A 25,910-nucleotide genomic window follows, 5' to 3' on the forward strand; every position below is an offset into this window, starting at 1 on the left:
GCGTTTCCCGGGGCTGATCCCGGCCCCGGGCCGCCGCGGTTCTAGTCTGGACCGCATGTCGACGATCCGTCTTCTCGTGCTCGGCGCCGTCCGTCAGCACGGGCGGGCCCACGGGTACCAGGTGCGCAACGACCTGGAGTACTGGGGCGCGCACGAGTGGTCAAACGCCAAGCCCGGCTCGATCTATCACGCCCTGAAGCAGATGGCGAAGCAAGGGCTGCTGGTCGCGCACGAGATCGCGCCCTCCACGGTCGGCGGGCCGCCGCGCACGGAGTACGAGATCACGGAGAAGGGCACCGAGGAGTACCTCGGACTGGTGCGCCAGTACCTCACCGCCTACGACCAGCGGCCGGACGTGCTCGCGGCCGCGCTCGGCTTCATGGTCGACCTGGAGCGCGCGGAGGTGCTCACGCTCCTCGAACAGCGGGTGCGCGGCATCGAGGAGTGGCACAAGGCCGTCACCGAGCACTACGTGCCCGAGGAGGGCCCGGGGCAGCTCGGCCACATCGGCGAGATCATGAACTTCTGGGTCCACTCCGCGGACACCGGCGCCGACTGGACCCGTGGCCTCATCGAACGCATCCGCGGCGGCGCGTACACCTTCTCCGGCGAGGGCGACCCGTTCGTCGGCGTCCTGGCCGAGGACCAGGAGAACCCGTTCGCCACGGGGGAGCGGCACGCCGGGGACCGCGGCTGATCAGCCGGCGATGGACCAGGCCCTAGTGGTGGAAGCCGGTGGCCGCCCCCTTGTCCTGGGTGTAGGGGCGCGGCTGGCGGCGCAGCTCCGGCAGGCAACGGGTCAGGTCCTCCACGAACAGTTCGGCGAGGTCGGCGGAGAAGCCGTTGCGGCAGACCACCCTCAGCACGGACAGGTCCTGGCGGTTCGGCGGGAAGGTGTACGCCGGGACCAGCCAGCCGCTCTCCCGCATCCGCCGGGAGACGTCGAAGACGTCGTACGCGGTGACGTCCGGGCCCGTCGTGAAGGCGAACACGGGCAGCTGGTCGCCCCGGGTCAGCAGCCGGAAGTCGCCGAGCTCATCCACGGCCAGGGCGAGCTTGCCGGCCACGTCCCGCGCGGCCTGCTGCACCGCCCGGTAGCCCTGCCGGCCCAGCCGCAGGAACGAGTAGTACTGCGCCACGACCTGTGCGCCCGGCCGGGAGAAGTTCAGCGCGAAGGTCGGCATGTCGCCGCCCAGGTAGTTGACGCGGAAGACGAGCTCCTCGGGCAGCGCCTCGGCGTCCCGCCACAGTGCCCAGCCGACGCCCGGGTAGACCAGCCCGTACTTGTGCCCCGAGGTGTTGATCGAGGCGACCCTCGGCAGCCGGAAGTCCCACTCCAGGCCCTCGTCCAGGAAGGGCGCCACCATCGCGCCGGACGCGCCGTCGACGTGCACCGGGACATCGAGTCCCGTGCGCTGCTGGAGCGCGTCGAGGGCCGCGCACAGGTCCGCGATCGGCTCGTAGGAACCGTCGAAGGTGGAGCCGAGGATCCCCACCACCCCGATGGTGTTCTCGTCGCACAGCTCGGCCGCCGCCTGCGGATCGAGATGGAACCGCTCGCCCTCCATCGGGACCAGACGCGGCTCCACCTCCCAGAAGTTGCAGAACTTGTCCCAGCACACCTGGACGTTGACACCCATCACGAGGTTCGGGCGGGCGCCCGGGTACCTGTCCGCGTTGCGCTTCGCCCAGCGCCGCTTCAGCGCCATCCCCGCGAGCATGCACGCCTCGCTCGACCCGGTCGTCGAACAGCCGACGGCCGCCGACGGATCCGGCGCGTTCCACAGATCGGCGAGCATCGCCACACAGCGCCGCTCCAGCTCGGCGGTGCGCGGGTACTCGTCCTTGTCGATCATGTTCTTGTCCCGGCACTCCACCATCAGCACATCGGCCTGCGGCTCCATCCAGGTGGTGACGAAGGTGGCCAGGTTGAGCCGGGAATTGCCGTCCAGCATCAGCTCGTCGTGCACCAGTTGGTACGCCGACGCCGGTGACATGGGTGCGTCCGGCAGCTTGTGCGTGGGCGGGGCGTCGGTCATGCCCGCGACCGGATTCGCCTCGCCGTAGAAGGGATTGACGGACAGATGACGCTCGTCGGTGACCTCGGGACCTTTGTGCAGCGACATGGGCCTGCCTCCTGGATTCATGAACGGGTGTCAGCGGACCGGAGTTCCGTCCGCGCGCAACTGCATCTGGGGCCGCCCGGTCACCAGCAGCCAGGCCGGCAGCGAGGCGATGCACAACAGCGAGAGGATCGAGGGCGAGGCGACCAGGACCGCCGCGGTGAACAGGCTCACCCAGCCCTGCCGGGTGATCGCCAGCAGCACGCCCAGCACACCCGACGCCACACCCACCGCCGGGTGCACGTCCGACACCAGCGCATGGGCCCCGAGCCCGAACGCGACGCCGACGAAGACCGCCGGGAAGATCCGCCCGCCCCGGAACCCGCAGGACGCGGCGACCACCAGGGCGGCCAGCTTCACGACCGTCATGGTGGCGAACTCCCCGGCCGACCAGCCGTCCGGGTCCGCCGCCAGCTCCGCGACCTGGTCCAGCCCCTTGAAGAGCGTCAGATGACCGCCCAGCGCGCCCAGTAGGCCCAGCACGACCCCGCCGACGGGCAGCGCCACCATCGGGTGCCGCAGGCGCCGGAAGACGGCGTGGACGTACGGGAAGACGTACACGGCCGCCATGGCGAGCGCCGCCGCCAGCGAGGAGATCACGAGCGCCGCCAGCAGATCGGCCCAGCCGGGGTGCCCGAACGGCGGCAGGTCCAGGTCGAACGTGGGCTCGGAGACCAGGTCGACGGTCATCGCCCCGGCCCCGGCCGCCACCAGGGGCGCGAACACGTTGTCCCACAGCGCGCCCCGCGTCCCGCGCGCGGCGAACGCCTCCGACAGCAGCAGCGCCGCCGCGACCGGCGTACCGAACAGCGCGCCGATCGTCGCCGCCTCCGCGAGGATCGGCCACAGCCGGCCCGGCGCCCGGGGGATCAGCCGGTTGCCCAGCCAGTAGGCCAGTCCCACGTTGACCGCGATGATCGGGTTCTCGGGGCCCAGACTCGGTCCGCCCGCCAGCATCAGCGCCGTCGCCAACGTCAGCCCCGGCAACACGGACAGCGGCAGCACGGGCGCGTCCAGGCCGATGGTGGCCGGATCCGGCCCGGCGTGTCCCGGGACCTTCCACACCACCAGGCCCACCGCGATCCCGGTGGCGGTGAGCATCACCAGCATCCACAGCACGGAGTACCGGCCCACCCCCAGGGCGTCCGGCAGATCGCCCCACAGCACGTCCTGAAGCGCCTCGGCGGCCTCGCTGACGCCCACGAGCAGCAGGCTCGCCATCACACCGACGACCAGGGCGGGCAGGATCGACGGCAGCAGCGTGCGTGCCGGGGTCGCGGGAGGGTGGGGCGGCTGCTGCGCGGTTTCCTGGGCCACGCGCTCACGATAAGCGGGCAAATCGGACGCTTCATCCGGAGTGGGCCGAGTGCGGCGGGTCAACCGGCTTGCACCTCACGCGACGTGAGGACGCACCGTGGAGCGCGTACCGAGAAGGGAGCGGAAGTGAGCTACACCGTGGGACAGGTCGCCGGCTTCGCCGGAGTGACGGTGCGCACCCTGCACCACTACGACGGCATCGGTCTGCTCGTGCCCAGCGAGCGCAGCCACGCGGGCCACCGGCGCTACAGCGACGCCGACCTCGACCGGTTGCAGCAGATCCTGTTCTACCGCGAGCTCGGCTTCCCGCTCGAAGAGGTCGCCGCACTCCTGGACGACCCGGCCGCGGACCCGCGCGCGCACCTGCGCCGGCAGCACGAACTGCTGACCGCCCGGATCGAGAAGCTCCAGAAGATGGCGGCGGCCGTGGAACACGCGATGGAGGCACGCAAGATGGGCATCGACCTGACGCCGGAGGAGAAGTTCGAGGTGTTCGGGGACTTCGACCCGGACCAGTACGAGGACGAGGTGCGGGAACGCTGGGGCGACACGGACGCCTACCGGCAGTCGCAGCAGCGCACCGCGTCCTTCACCAAGGAGGACTGGAAGCGCGTCAACGAGCGGATGGGCGCGATCCACCAGCGCATGGCCGACCTCATGGCCGACGGCACGCCGGCCGACTCGGCGACGGCGATGGACACGGCGGAGGAGCACCGCCGCTTCATCGCCGGCACCTACTACGACTGTTCGCACGAGATGCACACCTGCCTGGGCGAGATGTACGTCGCCGACCCGCGGTTCACCGCGACCTACGACGCCATCCGCCCCGGCCTGGCGGTGTACCTGCGCGACGCGATCGTCGCGAACGCGGCCCGGCACGCCTCCTGACGTCCTGGCCCGGGTACGCCCGTACGGGTCACTCCCGGGCCAGGACCACCGCCGTCCCGTAGGCGCACACCTCGGTGCCCACGTCGGCCGCCTCGGTCACGTCGAAGCGGAAGGCCAGCACACCGTTGGCGCCCCGCGCGCGTGCCTGCTCGACGAGCCGCTCCATGGCCTGGTTGCGGGTCTCCACCAGCGTCTTGGTGAGCCCTCTGAGCTCACCGCCGACCAGCGACTTCAGTCCGGCGCCGATCTGACTGCCGACGTGCCGGGAACGCACGGTCAGTCCGAAGACCTCGCCGATGACCTCCGTGACCCGGTATCCGGGGATGTCGTTCGTGGTCACGACCAGAACGTCCGGCCGGGGCCCCTGCCCGCCGCCGTACTCTTCGATGCCCATGGCCCACAGCTTTGTCCCAGCGGGGGCACAGTGCATCCTGAACGCGTCCATGGAACCTGGGCCACCGGTGCGGCGTTGATATTTTTGACCCGCCTGTCACAGCCCGCCCGCCCCTTCCCCGCAGGAGCCACAAACCCGTGACCACGCTTGCGCTCGCTCCCGAGTGGCTCAGCCCGGACTATCTGATCGAGACGTTCAGCCTCCCCGGCATCCTGCTGATCGTCTTCGCCGAGTCCGGCCTCTTCGCGTTCCTGCCGGGGGACTCCCTGCTGTTCACGGCGGGTCTGTTCGTGGCGGAGGGGAACTACATCACCCAGCCCCTGTGGCTGGTGTGCACGCTCATCGTGCTGGCCGCCGTCATCGGCGACCAGGTCGGTTACATGATCGGCAAGTTCTTCGGCCCGAAGCTCTTCAACCGCCCCAACTCCAAGCTCTTCAAACAGGAGAACCTGGAGAAGGCCCACGAGTTCATGGAGAAGTACGGCCCGAAGGCGATCGTCCTCGCCCGTTTCGTGCCGATCGTGCGCACCTTCGCCCCCATCGTGGCGGGCGCCGGCCGTATGAAGTACGCCACGTTCCTCACGTACAACGTCATCGGCGGTGTCGCCTGGGGCACCGGCGTCACCCTCGCGGGCTACTGGCTCGGCCAGATCGCGTTCATCAAGACGAACGTCGAGGCGATCCTCATCCTGATCGTCTTCGTCTCGGTGGTCCCGATCATCATCGAGTTCCTGCGCGAGCGCGCCAAGAACAAGCGCGCCGCAGCCCAGGCTCCCGCCGCCGCACAGCACCAGCAGGCCCCGCCGATGGACGACGCGACGACCCAGCTCCGCCGCATCCCGTCCGACGACCAGCCCCAGCAGCCGTACGGAAACCAGTACGGAAACCAGTACGGCGACCAGTACGGCGACCAGGGCGGTCAGCAGCAGTACGGCTACGACCAGCAGCACTACGGCCACCAGCAGCCCCCGCAGCAGCCGTACGCCCAGCAGTACCCGCAGGGGTACGGACAGCAGAACCAGCAGTACCCGCCGAACCAGGGCTACTGAAGCGCCGCCGCCGAGCAGGACGCACCGAGCCGGCGGGCACCCGGCCTCAGAAACCTCGCGTCCGCTTGGCGGCCCGCCGCTTCTCCGGGGACCCGATCCGCAGGAAGATCCGCGAGATCTCGGCCCCGAGGTTCACCCCGATGGCGATGGCCATGGCCAGGGAAGCCGCCGTGGCCAGCGAGACCAGCCCCGCGTCGACCTCGTTCTGCGCGATCGACAACAGCCCGAAGTACGTGGCGGATCCCGGCAGCAGGGGCCCGATCGCCGCGGTCGTGTACGGCAGCGCGGACGCGAACCGGTACCGCGCCATCAGCTGCCCGAACAGACCCACCAGTCCCGCCGCGACCGCCGTCGAGGCGACCGGCGAGAACTCACCGGCGTAGTGCATCGCGCCGTACACCACCCACGCGACACCCCCGTTGAGGGTCACGGCGAGCACCGTGGACCGCTCCTGCTGGAGCAGCACCGCGAAGGTCAGCGACAGCAGCATCGACGCGGCGATCTGCCAGTACGGCCGTTCGGAGATGTTCAGAGCCGCGTCCGGGTTGAGCTTGGCACCGAGGTTGACCCCGAAGTACAGGATCACCAGCACGCCGACGACGATGCCGACGAAGAAGTACAGGACCTCCAGCAGCCGCGCGGACGCGGTGATGTAGAAGCCGGTCAGCCCGTCCTGCACGCCCGCCACCAAGGCCCGTCCGGGCAGCAGCGCGAAGAGCCCACCGGTGATGACCGCGGACGCCTTCACGTCGACATGGCTCAGCGTGAGCGCGACCCCTATCGCGGCCGGCGGCATCGCGGCGACCGTGAACTGGTAGAACTCCGGCAGCCCGCGTCCCGCGCACAGCCACGCCAGCCGGTCGCCGAGCATCGCGCCCACCATGGCGGCGACGAAGACGATCACATCACCACCGACCAGCACGGAGGCCGCGCCCGCGAGCAGCCCGCTCGCGGCGGTCAGCACCCAGGTCGGGTAGGGGTGCCGGTTACGGCGGATCTCCGCGAGCCGCCCGTAGGCCTCCTCCAGCGAGATGTGGCTCTCCGGGTCGCTGAGATCGTCGACGAGCCGGTACACGGCGGCCAGACGCGTGTAGTCGGTGCCGCGCCGGCGCACCGTACGCGCCGCCGACACGGGATCGTCCACGAGCGAGGGCTGGTACGAGATCGACAGCAGCGTGAAGGTGACGTTCGGCTCGCAGCGGTCCAGGCCGTAGGACCGGCACACGGCGAACATCGCGGCCTCGACGTCCTCCGCGCCCTCACCGCCCGCGAGCAGCAGCTCGCCGATACGCAGGGTCATGTCGAGCACGCGCGGGACGGCCGGACCCTCCTCCTCGGCCCGCGGCATCCGCTCGGGCGCGGGCCGCTCGGCCACCGGCATGCGCAGCATGGTGCGCATCCGGTCCTGCCAGGGCAGATCCTTGGTGAGGCTGACCTGCGGTATGCCGTTCGGCGGCGTGAAGGCGGCCGGGGAGTCCGCCGTGCCGTACCAACTGGGCGTGCTGAACGCCGAGCCCTCCGGCTCCGCGGACGGCGCCTGCGGCACGTCCAGTCCCTGGGGGAGCGCGAACTCGGATGTGGTCTCCGACTCGCTGTCCCCCACCTCGATGCCGGCCGGCGGCGTGAAAGCCATCCTCGCCTCGTCCGACTGCGGCTTACGGTCCTCCGCGTCCGTCACCTGCGTAGCACTCCCTCTGAGACACCTCCTGCGCCTCAGTATGCGTACCTCACCATGCGTACAAACACACGAACGGGCCGCACGCGTACGCGTACAGCCCGTTCACATGGCCCAAAGGCCAGGGTGCGTCAGTGGCCGCCCTGGTCCTCGAAACGCTTGTAGGACCGCTCGATCTCGGCCTCGGCCTCGGTACGGCCCACCCAGTCGGCGCCCTCGACGGACTTGCCGGGCTCCAGGTCCTTGTAGACCTCGAAGAAGTGCTGGATCTCCAGGCGGTCGAACTCCGAGACGTGGTGGATGTCACGCAGGTGCTCCACGCGCGGGTCGGACGCCGGCACGCACAGCAGCTTGTCGTCGCCGCCGGCCTCGTCCGTCATCCGGAACATGCCGATGGCGCGGCACTTGATGAGGCAGCCCGGGAAGGTCGGCTCCTCCAGGATGACCAGCGCGTCCAGCGGGTCGCCGTCCTCGCCGAGGGTGTTCTCGACGAAGCCGTAGTCGGCCGGGTAGCTGGTCGAGGTGAAGAGTCGACGGTCCAGGCGGATCCGACCGGTCTCGTGGTCCACCTCGTACTTGTTCCGCGAACCCTTCGGGATCTCGATCGTGACGTCGAACTCCACCGGTGGCTCCTCCATGATCAACACATAGTTCTGGTGGTTAAGTGTCCCTCACGCAGGTGTGTGATCGCGAAAGGGGCTGGTGGTAGTGCCAGAGCTGAGGCCTTGGCGAGCCGCGAGACCGCATGTGACGCGGGTCGCGGAAGCCGTACGACCCCGTCTGGCACGGGCCGGACAGGCCGTACGCCCACGTCTCGCGCGCGCCGCGACGGCCGCGAAACCGCGGGTCGCACGGCTCGCGCGAGCCGTATCGCCGCAGGCCACGGGCCCACGCAAGCCGAAGACGTGGCAGTACACCGCAGGCGCCGCCACCGCCGGACTGGCGCTGGCCGCCGGAGTGGTCACCGCCGCCGGCCCCTGGGACTCCACCGGTCAGCGTACGGCCGAGCGCGACTGGGCGGCCGCCCAGGACAGTACGGGTGGCGCAGATCACGGTCGTTCTGCCGATTCGTCCGATTCCGCCGACACGGCGGGTGGGGAGCCCCGCCCGGCCCCCAGTGCGGCGTCCGTCCTGACCGGGCTCGGCGGCGGCACCGGCGCCGTGAACGCGGTCCCGAACGGCAAGGCCGTCGCCGGCCTCGTGGGCCCGCTCCTCGCCGACCCGGCGCTGGGCCGCAGGTCGGCCGCGATCATCGACGTGGCGAGCGGCAAACGCCTCTACGGCGACGGAGCCGGCAGCGCCCTCACGCCCGCCTCCACCACGAAGATCGCCACCGCCGCGGCCGCCCTCGCCGCGCTGGGCCCCGACCACCGCCTCACCACCCGCACCGCACTGGAACCCGACACCGGGGAACTGGTCCTGGTCGGCGGCGGCGACCCCACACTCACGGCCCGGGCGGACGCCGAAGGCTGGGCGAGCCTGCGCGAACTGGCCGACCGGACGGCCGAGGCGCTGAAGAAGCAGAACATCCGCCAGGTCACCCTCTCCTACGACAAGACCCTCTACGCCGGCCCCGAACTGCACCCGATCGGAATGAACCCCAACCTCGCCCCGGTCAGCGCCCTGACGGCCGACGAGGGCCGCACGGACGACTCCACCAGCGGCACGGCGAAGCGGGTCGAGGACCCGGCGAAGGACGCGGCGAGTCAGTTCGCGTCCCTCCTGGCGGACCGTGGCATCAAGACCAGCGCGCCCGGCCCGTCGAAGGCGACCGACCGGGCCCAGCCGCTCGCCCGGGTCTCCTCACCGCCGCTGTCCTCCCTCGTCGAGCGCATGCTCACCAACAGCGACAACGACATCGCCGAGCACCTCGCCCGCCAGATCGCCCTGGCGAGCGGCGCGCGCGCCGACTTCGACGGCGCGGGACAGGCGATCGCGGCGCAGTTGAAGAAGCTCGGGCTCCCCATGGCGGGCATCGCCGTCAAGGACGGCAGCGGTCTGAACCGCGACGACAAACTGACGGCGCACCTGCTCACAGCCCTCCTGGCCAAGGCCGCCGACCCGGCCCACCCCGAACTCCGCGCGACGCTGACCGGCCTCCCGGTGGCGGGCTTCACCGGCACCCTGAGCAGCCGCTACACGGACGGCGCGGCCGGCATCGTACGGGCCAAGACGGGCAGCCTGACCGGCGTGAACGCGCTGGCCGGCACGGTCGTCGACCAGGACGGCCGACTGCTCGCCTTCGCCTTCCTGGCGGCCGGCGACGACGTGGGCGCGGCCCGCGCGGCCCTGGACCGGACGGCGACGGCACTGGCGGCGTGCGGCTGCGGCTGACCACCCCGAGCCACGGGTTCCCGACCGCCACCGACGCTTCGCCGCCCCCGCACGGCCTGCCCCAAGTGGTAGCGCTCACGTACGGTTGACACATGACGAGCATCGGTGGTGCCGAGATGGTCGACTGGAATCTCGCGGTGGCGACCGCGACCCGGCTCGTACGGCCGGGCCCCGAGGTGAGCCGCGACGAGGCCAGGGCCGTCGTCGCCGAGCTGCGCCGACATGCCAAGGCCTCCGAGGAACACGTCCGGGGCTTCACCCGTATGGGCACGGAGGAGATCCACGACACCCCCGTCCTCGTGGTGGACCGCCCGGGCTGGGTCCGCGCGAACGTCGCCGGGTTCCGCGAGATCCTCAAGCCGCTGCTGGAAAAGATGCAGGAGCGGCGCACCGGCACCCCCGGCGGTGCCGTCCTCGGCGCGGTCGGCGGCAAGGTCACCGGCGTCGAACTGGGGATGCTGCTGTCCTTCCTCGCCTCCCGCGTCCTCGGCCAGTACGAGACCTTCGCCCCGGCCACCCGCGAACTGCCGGCGGGCGAGAACGGCGGCGGCCGGCTGCTCCTCGTCGCCCCGAACATCGTGCACGTCGAGCGCGAACTCGACGTCCAGCCCCACGACTTCCGCCTCTGGGTGTGCCTGCACGAGGAGACTCACCGCACCCAGTTCAGCGCGGTGCCCTGGCTGCGGGACCACCTGGAGGGCGAAATCCAGTCTTTCTTGGGGGAGACGGATGTCGACCCCATGACCGTCCTGGAGCGCATCCGCGAAGCAGCCCAGTCCCTCTCGGGCGGCCGGCCCGAGGCCGAGGAGGACGACGGCGGACGGTCCTTCGTCGAACTGGTGCAGACTCCCGGCCAGCGAGAGGTCCTCGGCCGCCTCACCGCCGTGATGTCGCTGCTGGAGGGGCACGCCGACTTCGTGATGGACGGTGTCGGCCCCGCCGTCGTGCCGTCCGTCGCCGAGATCCGCGAGAAGTTCCAGCAGCGACGCGCCAAGGGCGCCTCGAGGCTCGACATGGCCCTGCGCAAACTGCTCGGCCTCGACGCCAAACTCCGGCAGTACCGTGACGGCGAGCGCTTCGTGCGGGCCGTGGTGGAACAGGTCGGCATGGACGGCTTCAACCACGTGTGGACGTCCCCGAACACCCTCCCGACCAAGGCGGAGATCTCCAAACCGGCGGACTGGATCGCGCGGGTGCACCGCAAGGCGGAGTCGTGAAACGCGCGCCGCGTCGCGCATCTCATACGAAGGTCGTGAACCGAATCCGGCCGACGGCAGGCGAACGCCCCTGCAATCACCCGTCCGAGGGACCGTGAGCCATGGGTAGGCGTGCGATGCTCGGGGAACGGCCCGGTTCTGTCACCATCTACACACTCTGAGTGACCGAGCTCGGGCTCACCCCCCGACAATTTCATGAAGGGAACCGGACATGGGTCCCCATCCTGCGGTCGCGGCGATACGCCTGGCGGTTCGCCGCGTCCTCCACGACATCCTCACCGAACACAACCGCACCACCGACGTGCCCGCGCCCAGCAGCCCGCGCGCGGCCGCGCTGCGGACGCCGTCCGCCGCCACCTCGACCGGCGCCGGCCGGTCCGCCCTCGACACGGCACCCGCACCGTCGTACGAGCTGCCCGGCCCGACCGCGCACGAGCCCCCGCGCGCTGCCCCGCACGAGCGGCCCCCCTCCCCGCTCGTGCTCGTGGCGTGCTCCGGCGGCGCCGACTCCATGGGCCTCGCCTCCGCCCTCGCGTTCGAAGCCCCCAAACTCGGCCTGCGCGCCGGCGGCATCACCGTGGACCACGGTCTCCAGCCCGGCTCCGATCTGCGCGCCGAGGAAGTCGCCCTGCGCCTGCGCCAACTCGGCCTCGACCCGGTCGAGTCCATCGCCGTGAACGTCGGCCGCCTCGGCGGACCCGAGGCCGCCGCCCGCGACGCCCGCTACGCCGCCCTCGACGACGCGGCCGAACGCCATGGCGCCGTCGCCGTCCTGCTCGGCCACACCCGCGACGACCAGGCCGAGACCGTCCTGCTCGGCCTCGCCCGGGGCTCCGGCATCCGCTCCCTGTCCGGAATGGCCGCGGTCTCGGGGGCCGGCGGCCGCTACCGGCGCCCCTTCCTCGGCCTCGACCGGCAGACCGCCCGCAAGGCCTGCATGGTCCAGTCCCTGCCGGTCTGGGACGACCCGCACAACTCCGATCCCGCGTACACCAGGTCCCGGCTGCGCCAGGAGGGCCTGCCCGCCCTGGAGAAGGCGCTCGGCAAGGGGGTCGTGGAGGCCCTGGCGCGCACCGCCCAGCTCTCCCGCGACGACGCCGACGCCCTGGACGCCTGGGCCGGCCAGGCCGAGGCCGCCGTACGCGACGCCACCGGCATGCTGGAGTGCGCCAAGCTGTACGCGCTGCCGCCCGCCGTACGCCGCCGGATCCTGCGCCGCGCCGCCATCGAGGCGGGAGCGCCCGCCGGTTCGCTGTTCGCCCGTCACATCGAGGAAGTCGACCGCCTGATCACCGGCTGGCGCGGCCAGGGGGCCATCAATCTCCCCGGCAAAGTCGTCGCCCAGCGGCAGGGTGGCAGACTGGTGATTCGGCAAGGCTGATTCGCGACCCCTCCGCGGTGCGTCGCGGAGGGGCCGTTGGGCCGAGAATGCGGGACGACCGACCGAAAGTGATGCGGGTGGACGCGAAAGACATGGGTGCCGACCTCCAGCAGGTGCTCATCACCAAGGAAGAGATCGACGCGAAGCTGGCCGAGCTGGCCGCGAAGATCGACGCGGAGTACGAGGGCAAGGACCTGCTCATCGTCGGCGTCCTGAAGGGCGCGGTGATGGTCATGGCCGACCTCGCCCGGGCGCTGTCCACCCCCGTCACCATGGACTGGATGGCCGTGTCGTCGTACGGCGCCGGCACCCAGTCCTCCGGTGTGGTGCGGATCCTCAAGGACCTCGACACCGACATCAAGGGCCGGCACGTCCTGATCGTCGAGGACATCATCGACTCCGGACTGACCCTGTCCTGGCTGCTGTCGAACCTCGGTTCCCGCGAGCCGGAGACGCTGAAGGTGTGCACCCTGCTGCGCAAGCCGGACGCCGCGAAGGTCGCCATCGAGGTCGAGTGGGTCGGCTTCGACATCCCGAACGAGTTCGTCGTCGGGTACGGCCTCGACTACGCCGAGAAGTACCGCAACCTTCCGTTCGTCGGTACGCTCGCGCCCCACGTCTACGGCGGCTGAGTCCGGCGGTCCGCCCTCGCGGACCCGAAGGGCCCAACCCCCGTACGAAGATCGGGAACCCCGGCGGGCCTCGCGCCGTTGGAGCATGCAGACGGGCTTACCGGCCGTCCCGTGCGGCTACGGGCGACAAAGCTGGGGTACCGTCAGAAGAACTGTCTTATCAAACTCACTATGGCAGGAGGGACGGGGCGGCACCGCTCCGTATGGATGGACGTGAAGCGATACTTCCGTGGGCCGGTCATGTGGATCGTGCTGGCCGTCCTTGCCGTGGTCGTGTTGATGCAGGTCGTCGGCTCGTCCGGCGGCTACAAGACGGTGGACACCGGCCAGGTCGTCCAGGCGATCAATGAGAACAAGGTCGAGTCGGCCAAGATCACCACCGGCGACGAGCAGACCATCAAGGTCCAGCTCAAGGACGGCCAGAAGGTCGAAGGCGCCGACAAGATCCAGGCGAGCTACATCGGCGACCAAGGCGTGACCATCGCCAGCACGCTACAGAACAAGTACCAGGACAAGCAGATCCCGGACGGCTACACCGTTTCGCCGTCCAAGCAGAACCCGTTCGTCGGCATCCTGCTCTCGCTGCTTCCCTTCGTCCTCATCGTCGTCGTGTTCCTGTTCCTGATGAATCAGATGCAGGGCGGCGGCTCCCGGGTCATGAACTTCGGCAAGTCCAAGGCGAAGCTCATCACCAAGGACACCCCGAAGACGACGTTCTCGGACGTCGCCGGTTCGGACGAGGCCGTCGAGGAGCTCCAGGAGATCAAGGAGTTCCTCCAGGAGCCGGCGAAGTTCCAGGCCGTCGGCGCCAAGATCCCCAAGGGTGTACTGCTCTACGGGCCTCCTGGTACCGGTAAGACGCTCCTTGCGCGCGCAGTCGCCGGCGAGGCGGGCGTCCCCTTCTACTCGATCTCGGGTTCCGACTTCGTCGAGATGTTCGTCGGTGTCGGTGCCTCCCGAGTGCGTGACCTGTTCGAGCAGGCCAAGGCGAACGCCCCGGCGATCGTCTTCGTCGACGAGATCGACGCGGTCGGCCGCCACCGCGGCGCCGGCCTCGGCGGCGGTCACGACGAGCGCGAACAGACCCTGAACCAGCTGCTCGTCGAGATGGACGGCTTCGACGTCAAGGGCGGCGTGATCCTCATCGCCGCGACGAACCGGCCCGACATCCTCGACCCGGCCCTCCTGCGCCCCGGCCGCTTCGACCGCCAGATCGCGGTCGACCGCCCGGACATGCAGGGCCGTCTGGAGATCCTCAAGGTCCACCAGAAGGGCAAGCCGGTCGCCCCGGACGTCGACCTGTCGGCGGTCGCCCGCCGCACGCCGGGCTTCACCGGCGCGGACCTGAGCAACGTCCTCAACGAGGCCGCCCTGCTGACGGCCCGCTCGGACAAGAAGCTCATCGACAACCAGATGCTGGACGAGGCGATCGACCGCGTCGTGGCGGGCCCGCAGAAGCGGACCCGGATCATGTCGGACAAGGAGAAGAAGATCACCGCGTACCACGAGGGCGGACACGCCCTGGTCGCGGCGGCCTCCCCGAACTCCGATCCGGTCCACAAGATCACGATCCTCTCCAGAGGCCGTGCTCTCGGCTACACGATGGTCCTGCCGGACGAGGACAAGTACTCCACGACCCGCAACGAGATGCTGGACCAGCTGGCCTACATGCTGGGCGGCCGTGCGGCCGAGGAGCTCGTCTTCCACGACCCGACCACGGGCGCGGCGAACGACATCGAGAAGGCCACCACCACGGCCCGCGCGATGGTCACGCAGTACGGCATGACCGAGCGCCTCGGAGCCATCAAGTTCGGCGGCGACAACACCGAGCCGTTCCTCGGACGTGAGATGGCTCACCAGCGCGACTACTCGGAAGAGGTCGCCGCCCTGGTGGACGAGGAAGTCAAGAAGCTGATCGAGAACGCGCACAACGAGGCCTGGGAGATCCTGGTCGAGAACCGCGACGTCCTCGACAACCTCGTCCTTCAGCTGCTGGAGAGGGAGACGCTGGGCAAGGAGGAGATCGCCGAGATCTTCGCCCCCATCGTCAAGCGTCCGCCCCGGCCCGCCTGGACCGGCTCCTCCCGCCGTACGCCGTCCACCCGTCCGCCGGTGCTCTCCCCGAAGGAGCTCGCACTGACGAACGGCGCCAACGGCGCGACGCCGGCGATCAGCACCGCCAAGTCGACGGTGACGGAGCCCGCCCCGGCGACCGAGCCGGCTCCCGAGGAGCGCCCCGAGAGCTGACGCCCGGTCCTCCCGGTGCGACAGCACCGGGCCCGGAATGGATGCCGTGCCCCCCTGGTTCTAGCCTGGGGGGCGCGGCATTTCGTATGCCCGCAGTTCAGACGCGTGACCCACACGCGCCACCCGCACAGGAACGAGGCACCACATGACCGACCCCGTGACGCTGGACGGCGAGGGCTTCATCGGCGAGTTCGACGAGAAGCGCGCCGAGAACGCCGTACGCGAACTGCTGATCGCGGTCGGAGAGGACCCGGACCGTGAGGGGCTCAAGGAGACGCCGGCGCGGGTGGCGCGGGCGTACAAGGAGATCTTCGCGGGGCTGTGGCAGAAGCCCGAGGACGTGCTGACCACGACGTTCGACATCGGGCACGACGAGATGGTGCTCGTGAAGGACATCGAGGTGTACTCGACGTGTGAGCATCATCTGGTCCCGTTCCGGGGCGTCGCTCATGTCGGCTACATCCCGGCCACGTCCGGCAAGATCACCGGGCTGTCCAAGCTGGCTCGGCTGGTGGACGTCTATGCCCGTCGGCCTCAGGTGCAGGAACGGCTGACCACGCAGATCGCGGACTCGCTCATGGAGATCCTGGAGCCGCGTGGCGTGATCGTCGTCGTGGAGTGCGAGCACATGTGCATGTCGATGCGTGGCATCCGCAAGCCGGGCGCGAAGACCATAACGTCGGCGGTGCGCGGTCAGCTGCGGGACGCGGCGACGCGCAACGAGGCGATGAGCCTGATCATGGCCCGCTGACAGGCGGTTCGCTCACCCCGCCGCACCCGCCTCACACCGTCGGGGCCGCCCCCGCGCCGTTGTGTTCGTCGTCCTCCGGGAGCTTGCAGACCCGTTCCAGGAAGATGGCCGCCGCTATCACGCCCAGGCCGGCCACGACCGAGAAGCCGGCGTAGATGGCCTGGTCGCGGCGGGCCGGGATGTCGAGGGACTCCAGGAGGAAGACGCCCGTGCCGCCGTACATGCCGGCGACCAGGGCGGCCACCAGGGCGCTGGCCTGGCCGAAGACGACCGCGCGGGCCGCCATCAGGGGGTCGACGCCCTTGGCCTCCGGGCGGCGCTCACGCTGGGCCTTGAGGCGGGCGCGGATCGACAGCGCCGTGGCCAGCAGGACCACGGCGATGACGGCCAGGACGATGGGGGCGGCCAGGGGGACGCTGGGCAGGGTCCCGACGGAGTTCCAGAGGCGGGCGCCCGCCCACGACAGGACTCCGGCGATGATGAACACGCCGATCAGCGTCCTGATGCGCAGCTCTCTCACGGTGTTCCTTCAGCTCCCCCGGGTCCCCGCGGATGATGGTCGTCCTGACCTTAACGACTACTCGGGCAGCTGGAGTTCCAGGTCCGTGCGCGGCGCGACGCCGTCCCGGGTGACGGTGCCGAGCAGGTCGGCGACCGCGCCGCGGCCCGGCAACTGGGCCTCGGGTTCCAGGTCGTGCCAGGGGGCGAGGACGAAGGCCCGTTCGTGGGCGCGCGGGTGGGGGAGGGTGAGCTGCGGGTCGTCCGAGACGACGTCGGCGTAGGAGACGATGTCGACGTCGAGGGTGCGCGCGCCCCAGTGCTCGTCGCGGATCCGGTGGAAGGCCTCCTCGACCGCGTGCGCGCGCTCCAGGAGGGACGACGGGGGGAGCGTGGTCTTGAGGACCACGACCGCGTTGAAGTAGGAGGGCTGGGTGCCCGGCTCGACGCCCCACGGCTCGGTCTCGTAGACGGGCGAGACGCCCTTGATACGCACGCCGGGGGTGTCCTCCAGCGCGTCGATGGCGCCCTGGAGGGTCTCCAGGCGGTTCCCCAGGTTGGCGCCGAGGGAGATCACGGCCCGTTTCGGGTTGCTCAGGGTGGTGTCGGCGGCGTCGACCTGCTCGACGACGGAGGCGGGTACCGGCTGTACGGTCGGATCGCTGGGGCCCTTGATGAAGGGTGCAGTCATACTCGGCTCCGGGTGATGGTGACGGTCACGTCGTCGAAGGGGACCGTGATCGGCGCGTCCGGCTTGTGGACGGTGACCTCGACCTCCTGGACCCCTTCGTGCTTCAGACAGGCCTGGGCGACGCGCTCGGCGAGCGTCTCGATGAGGTTGACCGGTTCGCCCTCGACGACGGCCACGACCTCCTCCGCCACGACGCCGTAGTGCACGGTCTTCGTCAGGTCGTCGTCGGCGGCGGCAGGCCGGGTGTCCAGGCCCAGGACGAGGTCCACGACGAAGGTCTGGCCCTCTCTGCGTTCCTCGGGGAACACACCGTGGTACCCGCGGGCCTTCAGGCCGCGCAGCGCGACACGATCCACGCGAATCACTCCTGCAATCGTCGGTGACGGCCGGTCGGTGCCGGGTGCGGCGGCACACCGGCCTCGAACGAATCTACCTGCGGGCACGGACAGGGCCGGGACACGGGGGCGTGGGCCCGGCCTGCGGCCGGCAGGATTCATCGCGTGTTTCCCCTGGGGAATGCGGCGGCTCATGGGTTGGTAGCCGCCCCTACCCGTACACGCGTGATTCCAACCACTTGTTGGTCCCTATGGAGCGCCTACCCACTCAGGACGGGGTCTCGTCGCCGTCGTCCTCGTCGTTTTCGGCCAGAACGGGCGAGGCGTGGTGCGACCACATCTTCCAGCCCTCGGGTGTGCGCCGGAACACGTTCGTGGCGACCACGAGCTGGCCCACGAGCGGGCCGAGCTCCTCGTCGCCCTCGGGCGCGGGTCCGCCGCTGAGGATGTTCTCGGTGCAGGTCACCAGGGCGGTGTCGCCGGTGACGGAGACATGCACGTCGGTGAGGAAGAACTGGATGTAGTCGGTGTTCGCCATGATCAGCGCGTACGACCTGAGGACCTCGCCGCGGCCGGTCAGCACCGGCCAGCCGGGGTGCACGCAGGAGACCACGCCGGAGTCGGCCGGGTCGTGGTACGTCTCATCGATGCCGAGGTCGGACGGGGTGAGCCAGTGCGAGGACACCGCTTCGAAGTCGCCGCGCTCCACCGCTTCGTAGAAGGCGGTGTTGGCCGCCTCCACCTGTTCGACGTCGGTGTGGGGGGCGCTCACCGGGCTCCCTCGGAGCCGCGCGCCCCTTCGATGGCGCGTGCGACGCGCACCGCGTCGGCGGTGGCGCGGACCTCGTGCACACGCACCGCCCACGCGCCGGTGTGCGCCGCGAGCGCCGATACGGCGGCCGTGGCGGCGTCGCGCTCCCGGGCGGGCGGCGGCGCGCCCTCCGGTCCGGCGAGGACACGGCCGAGGAACCGTTTGCGGGAGGCGGCGACGAGGAGCGGGTGGCCGAGCCCGAGCAGACGGTCGAGGTGGGCGAGGAGGACGAGGTCGTGCTCGGCGTCCTTGGAGAAGCCGAGTCCGGGGTCGACGACGATGCGGTCCGGGGCGATGCCGCCCTCCAGCACGGCCTCCACGCGCGCGTGCAGTTCCTCGACGACCTCGGCGACGACGTCGTCGTACACGCCCTTGACGTTCCCGCCCGCCAGGAAGCCGCGCCAGTGCATGACGACGAAGGGGGCGCCGGCGTCGGCGACGACCGGGATCATCGCGGGGTCGGCGAGTCCGCCGCTGACGTCGTTGACGAGAGCGGCACCGGCCGCGAGGGCCCGTTCGGCGACGGACGCGCGCATGGTGTCGACGGAGATCGTGACGCCCTCGGCGGCCAGGCCGCGGACGACCGGGACGACGCGGCGCAGTTCCTCGTCCTCGTCGACCCGGGCGGCGCCGGGACGGGTGGACTCGCCGCCGACGTCGACGAGGTCGGCGCCCTCCTCGGCCAGGGCGAGGCCGTGCTTGACGGCGGACGTGGTGTCGAACCAGCGGCCGCCGTCGGAGAAGGAGTCGGGGGTCACGTTCACGACCCCCATGACCGCGCACCGGTCCCACTGCGGAAGGCCCGCGACGCGCCCGCGTCCGCTCTTCTTGCTCATATCTTCAGCGTAGGCCCAGCAAGGCCCGCGACATGCCGCGGCCCGAGCGGCAGCCCAGGGGGGTGGGTGGGCTCCCGCTCGGGCCGGTCCGGGGCGCTCGCCTCACGCCGCACGGACGTCCCGCTCCGCCACCCGGTGCGGGCACGGGCGCGGGGCGGCCGTACGGCGGCGCAGGAAGCGCGGCAGCGGCAGGGCCAGGTTCACGAAGCCCTCCGCCTGCATGGCGGCGATGCCGAGCCGGGGCAGGTCGGCCGAGTTGCGGTAGACCACGAAGCGGGGCTCCCAGCGCGGCTGGAACTTGGCGTTGAACTTGTACAGGGACTCGATCTGGAACCAGCGGGAGAGGAACACCAGCAGCCCGCGCCAGGCGCGCAGCACCGGGCCCGCGCCGATCTTCTCGCCGCGTGCCAGCGCCGAGCGGAACATGGCGAAGTTGAGCGACACGCGCGCGATGGCGAACTTCGGGGCGGCCTGGAGGGCGGCCACGATCAGCAGTTCGTTCATGCCGGGATCCGCCGAGCGGTCACGGCGCATCAGGTCCAGCGAGACCCCGTCCGTGCCCCACGGCACGAAGTGGAGGATCGCCTTGAGGTCGCCGTAGGGCCCCGGCTCCTCGTCGGCCTTGTGGGCGGTGGCGATGAGACAGTCGCCGTCGGCGGGGTCGCCGACCCGGCCGAGGGCCATGGAGAAGCCGCGCTCGGTGTCGGTGCCGCGCCAGTCGTCCGCGGCCTGCCTGATGCGCTCCAGCTCGGTCTCTCCGAGGTCACGGACACGACGTACCCGGGTCTCGTAACCGGCGCGCTCGATGCGCTTGACCATCTGTCGTACGTTGCGCATCGCGCGGCCGGCGAGCGAGAAATCCGGGACGTCCACCACCGCCTCGTCGCCCAGTTCGAGGGCGTCGAGCCCGGTCTCGCGGGTCCACACCTCGGCGCCGGTCTCGGAGCAGCCCATGACGGCGGGGGTCCAGGAGTGGGCCTTGGCCTCGTCCATGAAGCGCTCGATGGCGCCGGGCCAGGCCTCCACGTCGCCGATGGGGTCACCGCTGGCGAGCATCACGCCGGACACGACGCGGTAGGTCACGGCCGCCTTGCCGCTGGGGGAGAAGACGACGGCCTTGTCGCGGCGCAGCGCGAAGTGGCCGAGGGAGTCGCGGCGGCCGTGCTTGGCCAGCAGGGCGCGCAGGCGTGCCTCGTCGTCCTCGGTGAGGTGTGCGGCGGGGTGTTCGGGGCGGAAGGCGAGGTAGATCGTGGTGACCGCGGTGATCCAGCCGAGGGCGCCGAGCGAGAAGGCGACCGTCCAGGAGGTGTTGCCCTGGTAGTCGACCGGGCCCTCGAAGCCGAACAGGCCGTACAGGACGTGGGTGATGCGGTCGGCCAGGCTCGGGTCGCCGAGCAGGGTGTTGGGGTGGGCGCTGACGATGATCAGCCCGAGGGCGAGCGAACCGGCGCCCATGAGGACGAAGTTGGCCAGCGCGCGCCACCGGCTGCGCGGGTCGGGCAGCGCGTCGAACTGGTCGCGGTGGCGCAGCAGGGGCGCGAGCAGCGCGAGGGAGATCAGGACGCCGATGATGGAGTGGCGGTAGGTGAACTGCGCCACCGCGCCGGCCGGCAGCAGGACGACGGCCGCGCGCCAGGCCCTGCGCTTGCCGCGCTTGAGACCATGGGCGAGCAGCAGCAACAGCACGCCGGCGCTCAGCGACAGGGCTGCCGCGAACGGACCGGTGGCGCCCGGCAGTACCTCGGCGATCGCGTGCATACGGCTGTGCCGGAAGCGCGGGAAGACACCCGCGGCGATGTCCAGCAGGCCGACCAGGGCACAGGCCCGGCCGACGAGGACGGGGACGGCATCGGGGCGGGGGCCGCGCAGCAAGTGCCGTGCACGGCTCGGCAGGTGGCCCACCTGGCTCGACCGTTGAGGAACCTTGCCCGACATTTCCACATCTGTCCTGACAGACATCGCATCCCATTAGTTCTGCGAGAGACCTTGGATCCGGTGCCGATTCGGGCATCCGGCGACATTGCGCCCTCTAGGACGGTGTCTTGAGGGGAGAGGTTCACTCGGCTCCCCAAAACCGTTTCAAAGGCCAAGGAAAGTCCGGGGCAAGCCCTCGCGAAGGTGCGGGGGAGACGGCGCGGGAGGCATGCGCCCGCGCCCTCTCGGGGTATGCCCCCGCGCGGCCGCCGGCGGAAAGTGCGGGCAGGTGCCATCGATGGGTCTCACGAGCGACAAAGTGGTCGCGCCGGCGGTTCTGGCCGCTGTCGGGCTGTTCGTCGGCACGGTGTGGCTGTGGCCGCGGCTGGCGCGACGGGGGCCGCGGGCGGTCGCCGGGCGCGTCGGGCTGCTGCTCGCCACGCAGTTGGCGCTCTTCGCGGCGGTCGGGCTGGTCGCCATCCAGGCCTTCGGGTTCTACGCGAGCTGGGCCGACCTGTTCGGGCAGGAGGACGAGCAGGGGGTCGTCGTGGACCACACGCCCGGTGAGGGGCCGCTGAAGGTCGTCGACACCCGTCGGGTGCCGGGGGCGGCGAGCGGGCGCGCGCGGCTGGGCGGACAGGTCCAGAAGATCCGCGTCGTGGGCCGTACGTCCGTATCGCCACGCCCGCTTACGTCTATCTGCCGCCCGAGTATTTTCAGCCGGAATACCGCACGCGCGCGTTCCCGGCGGCCGTCGTCCTCACCGGCTATCCGGGGACGGCCGAGGCGCTGGTGGACAAGCTCGACTATCCGCGCACAGCCGCGAGACTCGCCGCGGAAGGCCGTACGGAGCCGATGATCCTGGTGATGATGCGGCCGACCGTGGCCCCGCCGCGGGACACGGAGTGCGTGGACATCCCCGGGGGCCCGCAGACCGAGACCTTCTTCGCGTCGGACCTGCCGGCCGCGGTGAGCGGCCACTACAGGGTGGCCGGAGGGTCCGGCGGCTGGGGCGTCATCGGTGACTCGACCGGCGGCTACTGCGCGTTGAAGCTCGCCATGCACCATCCCGAGGTGTACGCCGCCGGGGCGGGGCTCTCGGCGTACTACAAGGCGCCGATCGACGCCACGACGGGCGATCTGTTCCAGGGCGACGAGGAAGTGCGCGCTCGCGCGAACCTGTGGTGGTACCTCAAGCACATGCCCGCTCCGGACACTTCACTCCTCGTCAGCAGCAGCGAAGTCGGGGAATCCAACTACAAGGACACGTTGAAGTTCATTGCGCGCGTGAAGTCGACCGGTACGACCCGGATCTCGTCGATCATCCTCGAAAGCGGAGGGCACAACTTCAACACCTGGCGGCGGGAGATTCCGGCGACGTCGGAGTGGATGAGCGGGCGGCTGGGCGAGCGGTCGGTCGGCAGGTGAGGTGGCCGGTCAGGCTTATCGATCTTGGTTTGTGCTCAATTCGGCGGCGGATCGGTGGGGGAACTGATTCCTGTTGTCGGGTGAACGACTCGGGATGGCTGTCTTTTTACGGCCCGGGCCACCAAGATTCGCCTACGCGCGGTAAGTTTCTGGCCATGCCACGTGGACGTCACCGCCATTCACCGCCCTTGCACAGGCTGCTGCCCCCGTCGGCGATCGCTGGCGTATCGGTCGTCTGTGCGCTCGCTCCTTGGGTCTTCACCGAGCCGATGGCATTGCGCGGCCTCGCCGCGGCCGCCGCGGCGACGGCGGTCGTCGGCGGGGTCGTCATGCGCCGCTGGGACAGCCAGGCGGGCAAGCAGGTCGCCGACCTCACGCGCGCGCGTGCGAGCGACGAATGGCGGCACGAGGAGCGGGTCGCCGAACTGGAGACCGACCTGGAGGAGTCGCGCGAGCTGCGGGTGAAGCTGGAGCAGCGGCTGCGCGGCAAGCGGGCGGAGCTCGCCGGGCTGCGCAACGAGCACGCGGCCCTGCTGCGGCGGTACGCCACGGCGGAGACCGAGCGGGCGACCGTCCTGGAGGAGCGCCGGGTTCTGGAGATAGAGGCGACCGCGCCCGCGCGCGCGTTGCCGCCGGTTCCGGTCGACGACGCACAGGCCGAGGAGGCGGGGGCTGTGGCTGCCCCGGCCGCTGCGGCCGAGGACGCGGATGCGGAGGCCGAGGCCGAGGCCGAGGAGCTCGTGGAGGCCGCCGAGGTCGCCGAGGAGGGCTCCGAGGAGGACCCCGAGACTTCGGGTGTCTTCTCGCCGGAGGGGTCCCGGCTGTTTCTGCGGGCCCAGGCGGCGTTGGCGCGGCTCGACGAGGACGGCGAGCCGGAGAAGGGCGAGCCTTCGGACGCTGAGTCCTCGACGGACGACGACGCACACAGGTCTCCCAAGAGCGAGGCCCCGAAGGACGAGCCCCCGAACAACGAACCGCCGAACGGCGGCGGCCCCTCCGACGGCGAGCCCGTGACGGACGACTCCGATGCCGTCGAGGCGGAGGCCACCGGCAATTCCGAGTCGGAGACCGAGCTGGAGGACGACCCACAGGGGAAGTCCGGGGCGGTCGACGGGCATGAGCGCGCGGCCGCCGTCACCCCGGCAGGCGCGGTCGCCACCACGCGCCCGGCGCTGCCCCCGGCTCAGCAGCCCTCGGGGCACTTCATCGCGCCGACCGCCGTGGCCGTCGCGCCGGCCGCGCCCGTACGGCGCCCGGCCGTCGAGGGCGGGTTCGACTTCTTCGGTACGAAGCAGGAGGCGGAGTCCGCGCTGGAGTCCGTCCAGAACGAGGACCTCGCCGACGTCGTCGGCCAGGAGGCCCTCGCCCTGCACAAGGCCGAGTCCGAGGCGGAGTTCAAGCCGGTGGACGCGGAGTCGCGGGGGATCGGGCAGGTCATCGACCTGACCGCGCATGACGAGACCGAGCAGATCGATCTCCAGGGACTGCGCAGCGCCGTTTCCTGACGGCGCCGCCGCCCGTCGCGGTGCTGTGCCTTCAGGCCATCCAGCGGTCGGGGCGGGCGTCCCTGCGCCCCGTACGGGATCTCTCCGCCTGCCCCCGCAGCAGCTCGGCCGCCTCCACCACGTCCCTCAGACGCGCTGTGACCGTCTTGTTGGCCCCGGTGTCCACATGGACGTCGGCGACGCCCCACAGGCGCTCCCAGGGGCCCTGGGCCAGCCGCACGCTCTGGACCTTCGCGTGCGGGACCAGGGCGACGCTTCGGCGCAGGAGACCGGTCCGGGCGGCGAAGACCGCGTCCGTGACGGCAAGGCCGTAGCCGCGCCACCACAGGGGCACACAGCGTGCCGCGCGGCGGGGCGGACGGGAGAGGGCGGCGCTGCCCGGCACGGTCACTCCGGGCAGCACCCGGGCTATGACCGACTCGGCGACCTCGCGCGGCGCCACCGGCAGCAGCAGGGAGTTGGTGGAGCCGGCCACGTCCAGCTCCACCCGCACCCAGCCGCGTCGCCGCCACAGGAACGGTTCGACGATCCGTACCGTCTGGACCCGGCCCGGCGGCACCGTCTCGTGGGCGCGGTCGAGCAGTCCGTGGTCGATGCGCAGACCGTCCTGGGACTCGCCCACCGTCCAGTCGTACTCGGCGACGAAACGCCCCACGCTGCTCGCGCCCGCCCCGCCGAACAGCGGGATCGCGGTCGCCAGCACCGTCCACACGCTCTCGGTGACCAGCCAGAGGATCGTCGGTACGACCACTGCGGCGGCCAGGGCTCCCCAGGTCGCACCCGTCAGGACGAGGGAGGTGGCGAGGACCGCGGGCGGTACGCGCAGCAGCTGCTGGGACGGAGCCTCACCTATCTCGTGTGCCGTCTCGGGGGCGAAACCGGCCGCGCGGGCGAGGAGTTCCGCCCGCAGGGCGCGCGCCTCCTCCGCGCCGAGGAAGGCGAGTTCGTCCTTCTTGTCGGTGCCCACGACGTCGAGTTTGAGCTTCGCCACGCCCGCCACGCGCGCGAGCAGCGGCTGGGTGACGTCGATGGCCTGGATGCGTTCCAGCCGGATGTGCGCGGTGCGCCGGAACACCAGTCCGGTACGGATGCGCAGTTCGGTGTCGGTCACCGCGAAGTGCGTGAACCACCAGGTGAGGAAGCCGTAGAGGGCCGCCGCGGGGAGCAGTACGGCGAGGGCGAGCAGGAGCGTGGTCGTGGTCAGCTTCATCAGGTGGCGCTGCGCCTGGTCCGGATCGTGCACCGCCCAGCCGATCAGGACCGCCACGGGCGCCCACGCGCGCCTGAGCGGTGTGACGGGGTGCAGTCGGTGTTCGGTCACGGGGCGCTGTTCGCGTACGGCGTCGTCGACGCCCTGCGTCGTCACAGGCCCGCCGATCGGGCCTCGCCCAGCTCGGTGAGCCGGTCGCGCAGCCGTTCCGCCTCCGCCGGGTCGAGACCGGGGATCGTGGCGTCGGTCGCGGCGGCCGCCGTGTGCAGTTGCACGCTGGCCAGGCCGAAGTGGCGCTCCACCGGACCCGACGTCACCTCGACCAGTTGCATACGGCCGTACGGCACCACCGTCTCCTCGCGCCACAGCACGCCCCGGCTGATCAGCAGGTCGTCGGCGCGCTCGGCGTAGCGCCAGGAACGCCAGTTGCGCCCCAGCATCACCCAGCCCCACACCATCAGCGCCAGCGGCAGCACCGCGAACGCGGCCCAGCCGGGCCCGACGAGCAGACCGAGCAGCAGGCCCAGGCCGATCGCCAGCAGACCCAGCCACACCACCAGCAGCAGCCGGCGCATCCGGAGCAGACCCGGCGGCAGCCCGGTCCACCCCGGTTCGGCCGCCGCCCGCTCCTCCTGTGCCGTACCCGTGTTCTCCGGGCTCCCCGTCTCCATGAG

General features: G+C 71.0%; 23 protein-coding genes and 1 pseudogene. 11 read left to right on the forward strand and 13 right to left on the reverse strand.

The features are described 5' to 3' along the window. Nucleotides 1-55 precede the first annotated feature (55 nt). Nucleotides 56-697 carry a PadR family transcriptional regulator gene (locus ACIQWG_RS24020; protein WP_404099203.1) on the forward strand — a complete coding sequence of 214 codons (642 nt, stop codon included), beginning with the start codon at nt 56-58 and terminating at the stop codon, nt 695-697. Between the two features lie 22 nt (nt 698-719). On the opposite strand, the gene ACIQWG_RS24025 is transcribed toward ACIQWG_RS24020, so the two are convergent. Next, a complete protein-coding gene (locus ACIQWG_RS24025) occupies nt 720-2,126 on the reverse strand; it encodes a glutamate decarboxylase (RefSeq protein WP_404099207.1) in 1,407 nt (468 codons plus the stop codon). A gap of 30 nt (nt 2,127-2,156) precedes the next feature. Further along, on the reverse strand, nt 2,157-3,440 hold the full coding sequence (locus ACIQWG_RS24030) for an ion channel protein (RefSeq protein WP_404099210.1): 1,284 nt from the start codon (nt 3,438-3,440) through the stop codon (nt 2,157-2,159). Nucleotides 3,441-3,566: 126 nt separating this feature from the next. Between ACIQWG_RS24030 and ACIQWG_RS24035 the strand changes: the two genes are divergently transcribed. Beyond that, nucleotides 3,567-4,328, forward strand: coding sequence for a MerR family transcriptional regulator (locus ACIQWG_RS24035; protein WP_404099213.1), 762 nt, complete (start codon nt 3,567-3,569; stop codon nt 4,326-4,328). Between the two features lie 28 nt (nt 4,329-4,356). Here ACIQWG_RS24035 and ACIQWG_RS24040 read toward each other — a convergent pair whose 3' ends face one another. After that, nucleotides 4,357-4,722, reverse strand: coding sequence for a YbjQ family protein (locus ACIQWG_RS24040; RefSeq protein WP_404099216.1), 366 nt, complete (start codon nt 4,720-4,722; stop codon nt 4,357-4,359). Nucleotides 4,723-4,859: 137 nt separating this feature from the next. Here ACIQWG_RS24040 and ACIQWG_RS24045 point away from each other — a divergent pair, with 137 nt between their 5' ends. Continuing rightward, complete coding sequence (locus tag ACIQWG_RS24045) at nt 4,860-5,771, forward strand: DedA family protein (RefSeq protein ID WP_404099219.1); 912 nt, start codon at nt 4,860-4,862, stop codon at nt 5,769-5,771. A gap of 46 nt (nt 5,772-5,817) precedes the next feature. Here the strand turns inward: ACIQWG_RS24045 and ACIQWG_RS24050 are convergent, their stop codons facing one another. Together ACIQWG_RS24050 and ACIQWG_RS24055 are read right to left on the reverse strand one after the other, a co-directional pair. Then, nucleotides 5,818-7,449 carry a threonine/serine exporter ThrE family protein gene (locus tag ACIQWG_RS24050; RefSeq protein WP_404099222.1) on the reverse strand — a complete coding sequence of 544 codons (1,632 nt, stop codon included), beginning with the start codon at nt 7,447-7,449 and terminating at the stop codon, nt 5,818-5,820. Nucleotides 7,450-7,577: 128 nt separating this feature from the next. Further along, the gene (locus ACIQWG_RS24055) at nt 7,578-8,069 is read right to left on the reverse strand and encodes an inorganic diphosphatase (RefSeq protein ID WP_162468575.1); all 492 of its coding nucleotides are present in this window, start codon (nt 8,067-8,069) and stop codon (nt 7,578-7,580) included. A 124-nt stretch (nt 8,070-8,193) separates the two neighbouring features. On the opposite strand from ACIQWG_RS24055, the gene dacB reads away from it, so the two are divergent. The 6 genes from dacB (at nt 8,194) to folE (ending at nt 16,008) form a co-directional block, all read left to right on the forward strand. Beyond that, nucleotides 8,194-9,780 carry a D-alanyl-D-alanine carboxypeptidase/D-alanyl-D-alanine-endopeptidase gene (gene dacB / locus ACIQWG_RS24060; protein ID WP_404099225.1) on the forward strand — a complete coding sequence of 529 codons (1,587 nt, stop codon included), beginning with the start codon at nt 8,194-8,196 and terminating at the stop codon, nt 9,778-9,780. A 92-nt stretch (nt 9,781-9,872) separates the two neighbouring features. Next, complete coding sequence (locus tag ACIQWG_RS24065; RefSeq protein ID WP_404099228.1) at nt 9,873-10,997, forward strand: zinc-dependent metalloprotease; 1,125 nt, start codon at nt 9,873-9,875, stop codon at nt 10,995-10,997. Nucleotides 10,998-11,208: 211 nt separating this feature from the next. Next, complete coding sequence (gene tilS, locus ACIQWG_RS24070) at nt 11,209-12,378, forward strand: tRNA lysidine(34) synthetase TilS (RefSeq protein ID WP_404099231.1); 1,170 nt, start codon at nt 11,209-11,211, stop codon at nt 12,376-12,378. Nucleotides 12,379-12,449: 71 nt separating this feature from the next. Next, nucleotides 12,450-13,010, forward strand: a complete 561-nt coding sequence (hpt, locus tag ACIQWG_RS24075; RefSeq protein ID WP_404099437.1) for a hypoxanthine phosphoribosyltransferase — start codon at nt 12,450-12,452, stop codon at nt 13,008-13,010. A gap of 207 nt (nt 13,011-13,217) precedes the next feature. Further along, on the forward strand, nt 13,218-15,257 hold the full coding sequence (ftsH, locus tag ACIQWG_RS24080; protein WP_404099440.1) for an ATP-dependent zinc metalloprotease FtsH: 2,040 nt from the start codon (nt 13,218-13,220) through the stop codon (nt 15,255-15,257). Nucleotides 15,258-15,402: 145 nt separating this feature from the next. Continuing rightward, nucleotides 15,403-16,008, forward strand: coding sequence for a GTP cyclohydrolase I FolE (folE, locus tag ACIQWG_RS24085; RefSeq protein ID WP_404099234.1), 606 nt, complete (start codon nt 15,403-15,405; stop codon nt 16,006-16,008). Between the two features lie 31 nt (nt 16,009-16,039). Here the strand turns inward: folE and ACIQWG_RS24090 are convergent, their stop codons facing one another. From ACIQWG_RS24090 to ACIQWG_RS24115, 6 genes are all read right to left on the reverse strand, one after another. After that, complete coding sequence (locus tag ACIQWG_RS24090; RefSeq protein WP_404099237.1) at nt 16,040-16,528, reverse strand: DUF3180 domain-containing protein; 489 nt, start codon at nt 16,526-16,528, stop codon at nt 16,040-16,042. Between the two features lie 57 nt (nt 16,529-16,585). After that, nucleotides 16,586-17,197, reverse strand: coding sequence for a 2-amino-4-hydroxy-6-hydroxymethyldihydropteridine diphosphokinase (folK, locus tag ACIQWG_RS24095; RefSeq protein WP_404099240.1), 612 nt, complete (start codon nt 17,195-17,197; stop codon nt 16,586-16,588). After that, complete coding sequence (folB, locus tag ACIQWG_RS24100; RefSeq protein WP_404099243.1) at nt 17,194-17,553, reverse strand: dihydroneopterin aldolase; 360 nt, start codon at nt 17,551-17,553, stop codon at nt 17,194-17,196. The genes folK and folB overlap by 4 nt, the downstream gene beginning before the upstream one ends. Before the next feature lie 247 nt (nt 17,554-17,800). Then, complete coding sequence (locus tag ACIQWG_RS24105) at nt 17,801-18,304, reverse strand: nuclear transport factor 2 family protein (RefSeq protein WP_404099246.1); 504 nt, start codon at nt 18,302-18,304, stop codon at nt 17,801-17,803. After that, on the reverse strand, nt 18,301-19,179 hold the full coding sequence (gene folP / locus ACIQWG_RS24110) for a dihydropteroate synthase (protein WP_404099249.1): 879 nt from the start codon (nt 19,177-19,179) through the stop codon (nt 18,301-18,303). The genes ACIQWG_RS24105 and folP overlap by 4 nt, the downstream gene beginning before the upstream one ends. Nucleotides 19,180-19,281: 102 nt before the next feature. Further along, complete coding sequence (locus tag ACIQWG_RS24115; protein WP_404099251.1) at nt 19,282-21,114, reverse strand: phosphatidylglycerol lysyltransferase domain-containing protein; 1,833 nt, start codon at nt 21,112-21,114, stop codon at nt 19,282-19,284. A 277-nt stretch (nt 21,115-21,391) separates the two neighbouring features. Here ACIQWG_RS24115 and ACIQWG_RS24120 point away from each other — a divergent pair. Both ACIQWG_RS24120 and ACIQWG_RS24125 read left to right on the forward strand, forming a co-directional pair. Further along, nucleotides 21,392-22,521, forward strand: a pseudogene (locus tag ACIQWG_RS24120) (alpha/beta hydrolase). Between the two features lie 155 nt (nt 22,522-22,676). Continuing rightward, on the forward strand, nt 22,677-24,026 hold the full coding sequence (locus ACIQWG_RS24125; protein ID WP_404099253.1) for a hypothetical protein: 1,350 nt from the start codon (nt 22,677-22,679) through the stop codon (nt 24,024-24,026). A 31-nt stretch (nt 24,027-24,057) separates the two neighbouring features. Here ACIQWG_RS24125 and ACIQWG_RS24130 read toward each other — a convergent pair whose 3' ends face one another. Further along, nucleotides 24,058-25,392: a PH domain-containing protein gene (locus tag ACIQWG_RS24130; protein WP_404099255.1), complete on the reverse strand. Its 1,335-nt coding sequence runs from the start codon at nt 25,390-25,392 to the stop codon at nt 24,058-24,060. After that, complete coding sequence (locus ACIQWG_RS24135; protein WP_404099258.1) at nt 25,389-25,907, reverse strand: PH domain-containing protein; 519 nt, start codon at nt 25,905-25,907, stop codon at nt 25,389-25,391. The genes ACIQWG_RS24130 and ACIQWG_RS24135 overlap by 4 nt, the downstream gene beginning before the upstream one ends. Nucleotides 25,908-25,910 lie beyond the last annotated feature (3 nt).

The organism is Streptomyces sp. NPDC098781, from assembly GCF_044759995.1.
Taxonomy (GTDB): domain Bacteria; phylum Actinomycetota; class Actinomycetes; order Streptomycetales; family Streptomycetaceae; genus Streptomyces.

What these genes read in the sequence shown, in the direction of transcription:
- folP (WP_404099249.1), bottom strand. Translation starts at nt 19,179, where the DNA reads ATGAGCAAGAAGAGCGGACGCGGGCGCGTCGCGGGCCTTCCGCAGTGG.
- tilS (WP_404099231.1), top strand. Translation starts at nt 11,209, where the DNA reads ATGGGTCCCCATCCTGCGGTCGCGGCGATACGCCTGGCGGTTCGCCGC.
- ACIQWG_RS24020 (WP_404099203.1), top strand. Translation starts at nt 56, where the DNA reads ATGTCGACGATCCGTCTTCTCGTGCTCGGCGCCGTCCGTCAGCACGGG.
- ACIQWG_RS24065 (WP_404099228.1), top strand. Translation starts at nt 9,873, where the DNA reads ATGACGAGCATCGGTGGTGCCGAGATGGTCGACTGGAATCTCGCGGTG.
- ACIQWG_RS24135 (WP_404099258.1), bottom strand. Translation starts at nt 25,907, where the DNA reads ATGGAGACGGGGAGCCCGGAGAACACGGGTACGGCACAGGAGGAGCGG.
- ftsH (WP_404099440.1), top strand. Translation starts at nt 13,218, where the DNA reads ATGGACGTGAAGCGATACTTCCGTGGGCCGGTCATGTGGATCGTGCTG.
- folE (WP_404099234.1), top strand. Translation starts at nt 15,403, where the DNA reads ATGACCGACCCCGTGACGCTGGACGGCGAGGGCTTCATCGGCGAGTTC.
- hpt (WP_404099437.1), top strand. Translation starts at nt 12,450, where the DNA reads ATGCGGGTGGACGCGAAAGACATGGGTGCCGACCTCCAGCAGGTGCTC.
- folK (WP_404099240.1), bottom strand. Translation starts at nt 17,197, where the DNA reads ATGACTGCACCCTTCATCAAGGGCCCCAGCGATCCGACCGTACAGCCG.
- ACIQWG_RS24025 (WP_404099207.1), bottom strand. Translation starts at nt 2,126, where the DNA reads ATGTCGCTGCACAAAGGTCCCGAGGTCACCGACGAGCGTCATCTGTCC.
- ACIQWG_RS24040 (WP_404099216.1), bottom strand. Translation starts at nt 4,722, where the DNA reads ATGGGCATCGAAGAGTACGGCGGCGGGCAGGGGCCCCGGCCGGACGTT.
- ACIQWG_RS24125 (WP_404099253.1), top strand. Translation starts at nt 22,677, where the DNA reads ATGCCACGTGGACGTCACCGCCATTCACCGCCCTTGCACAGGCTGCTG.
- ACIQWG_RS24115 (WP_404099251.1), bottom strand. Translation starts at nt 21,114, where the DNA reads ATGTCGGGCAAGGTTCCTCAACGGTCGAGCCAGGTGGGCCACCTGCCG.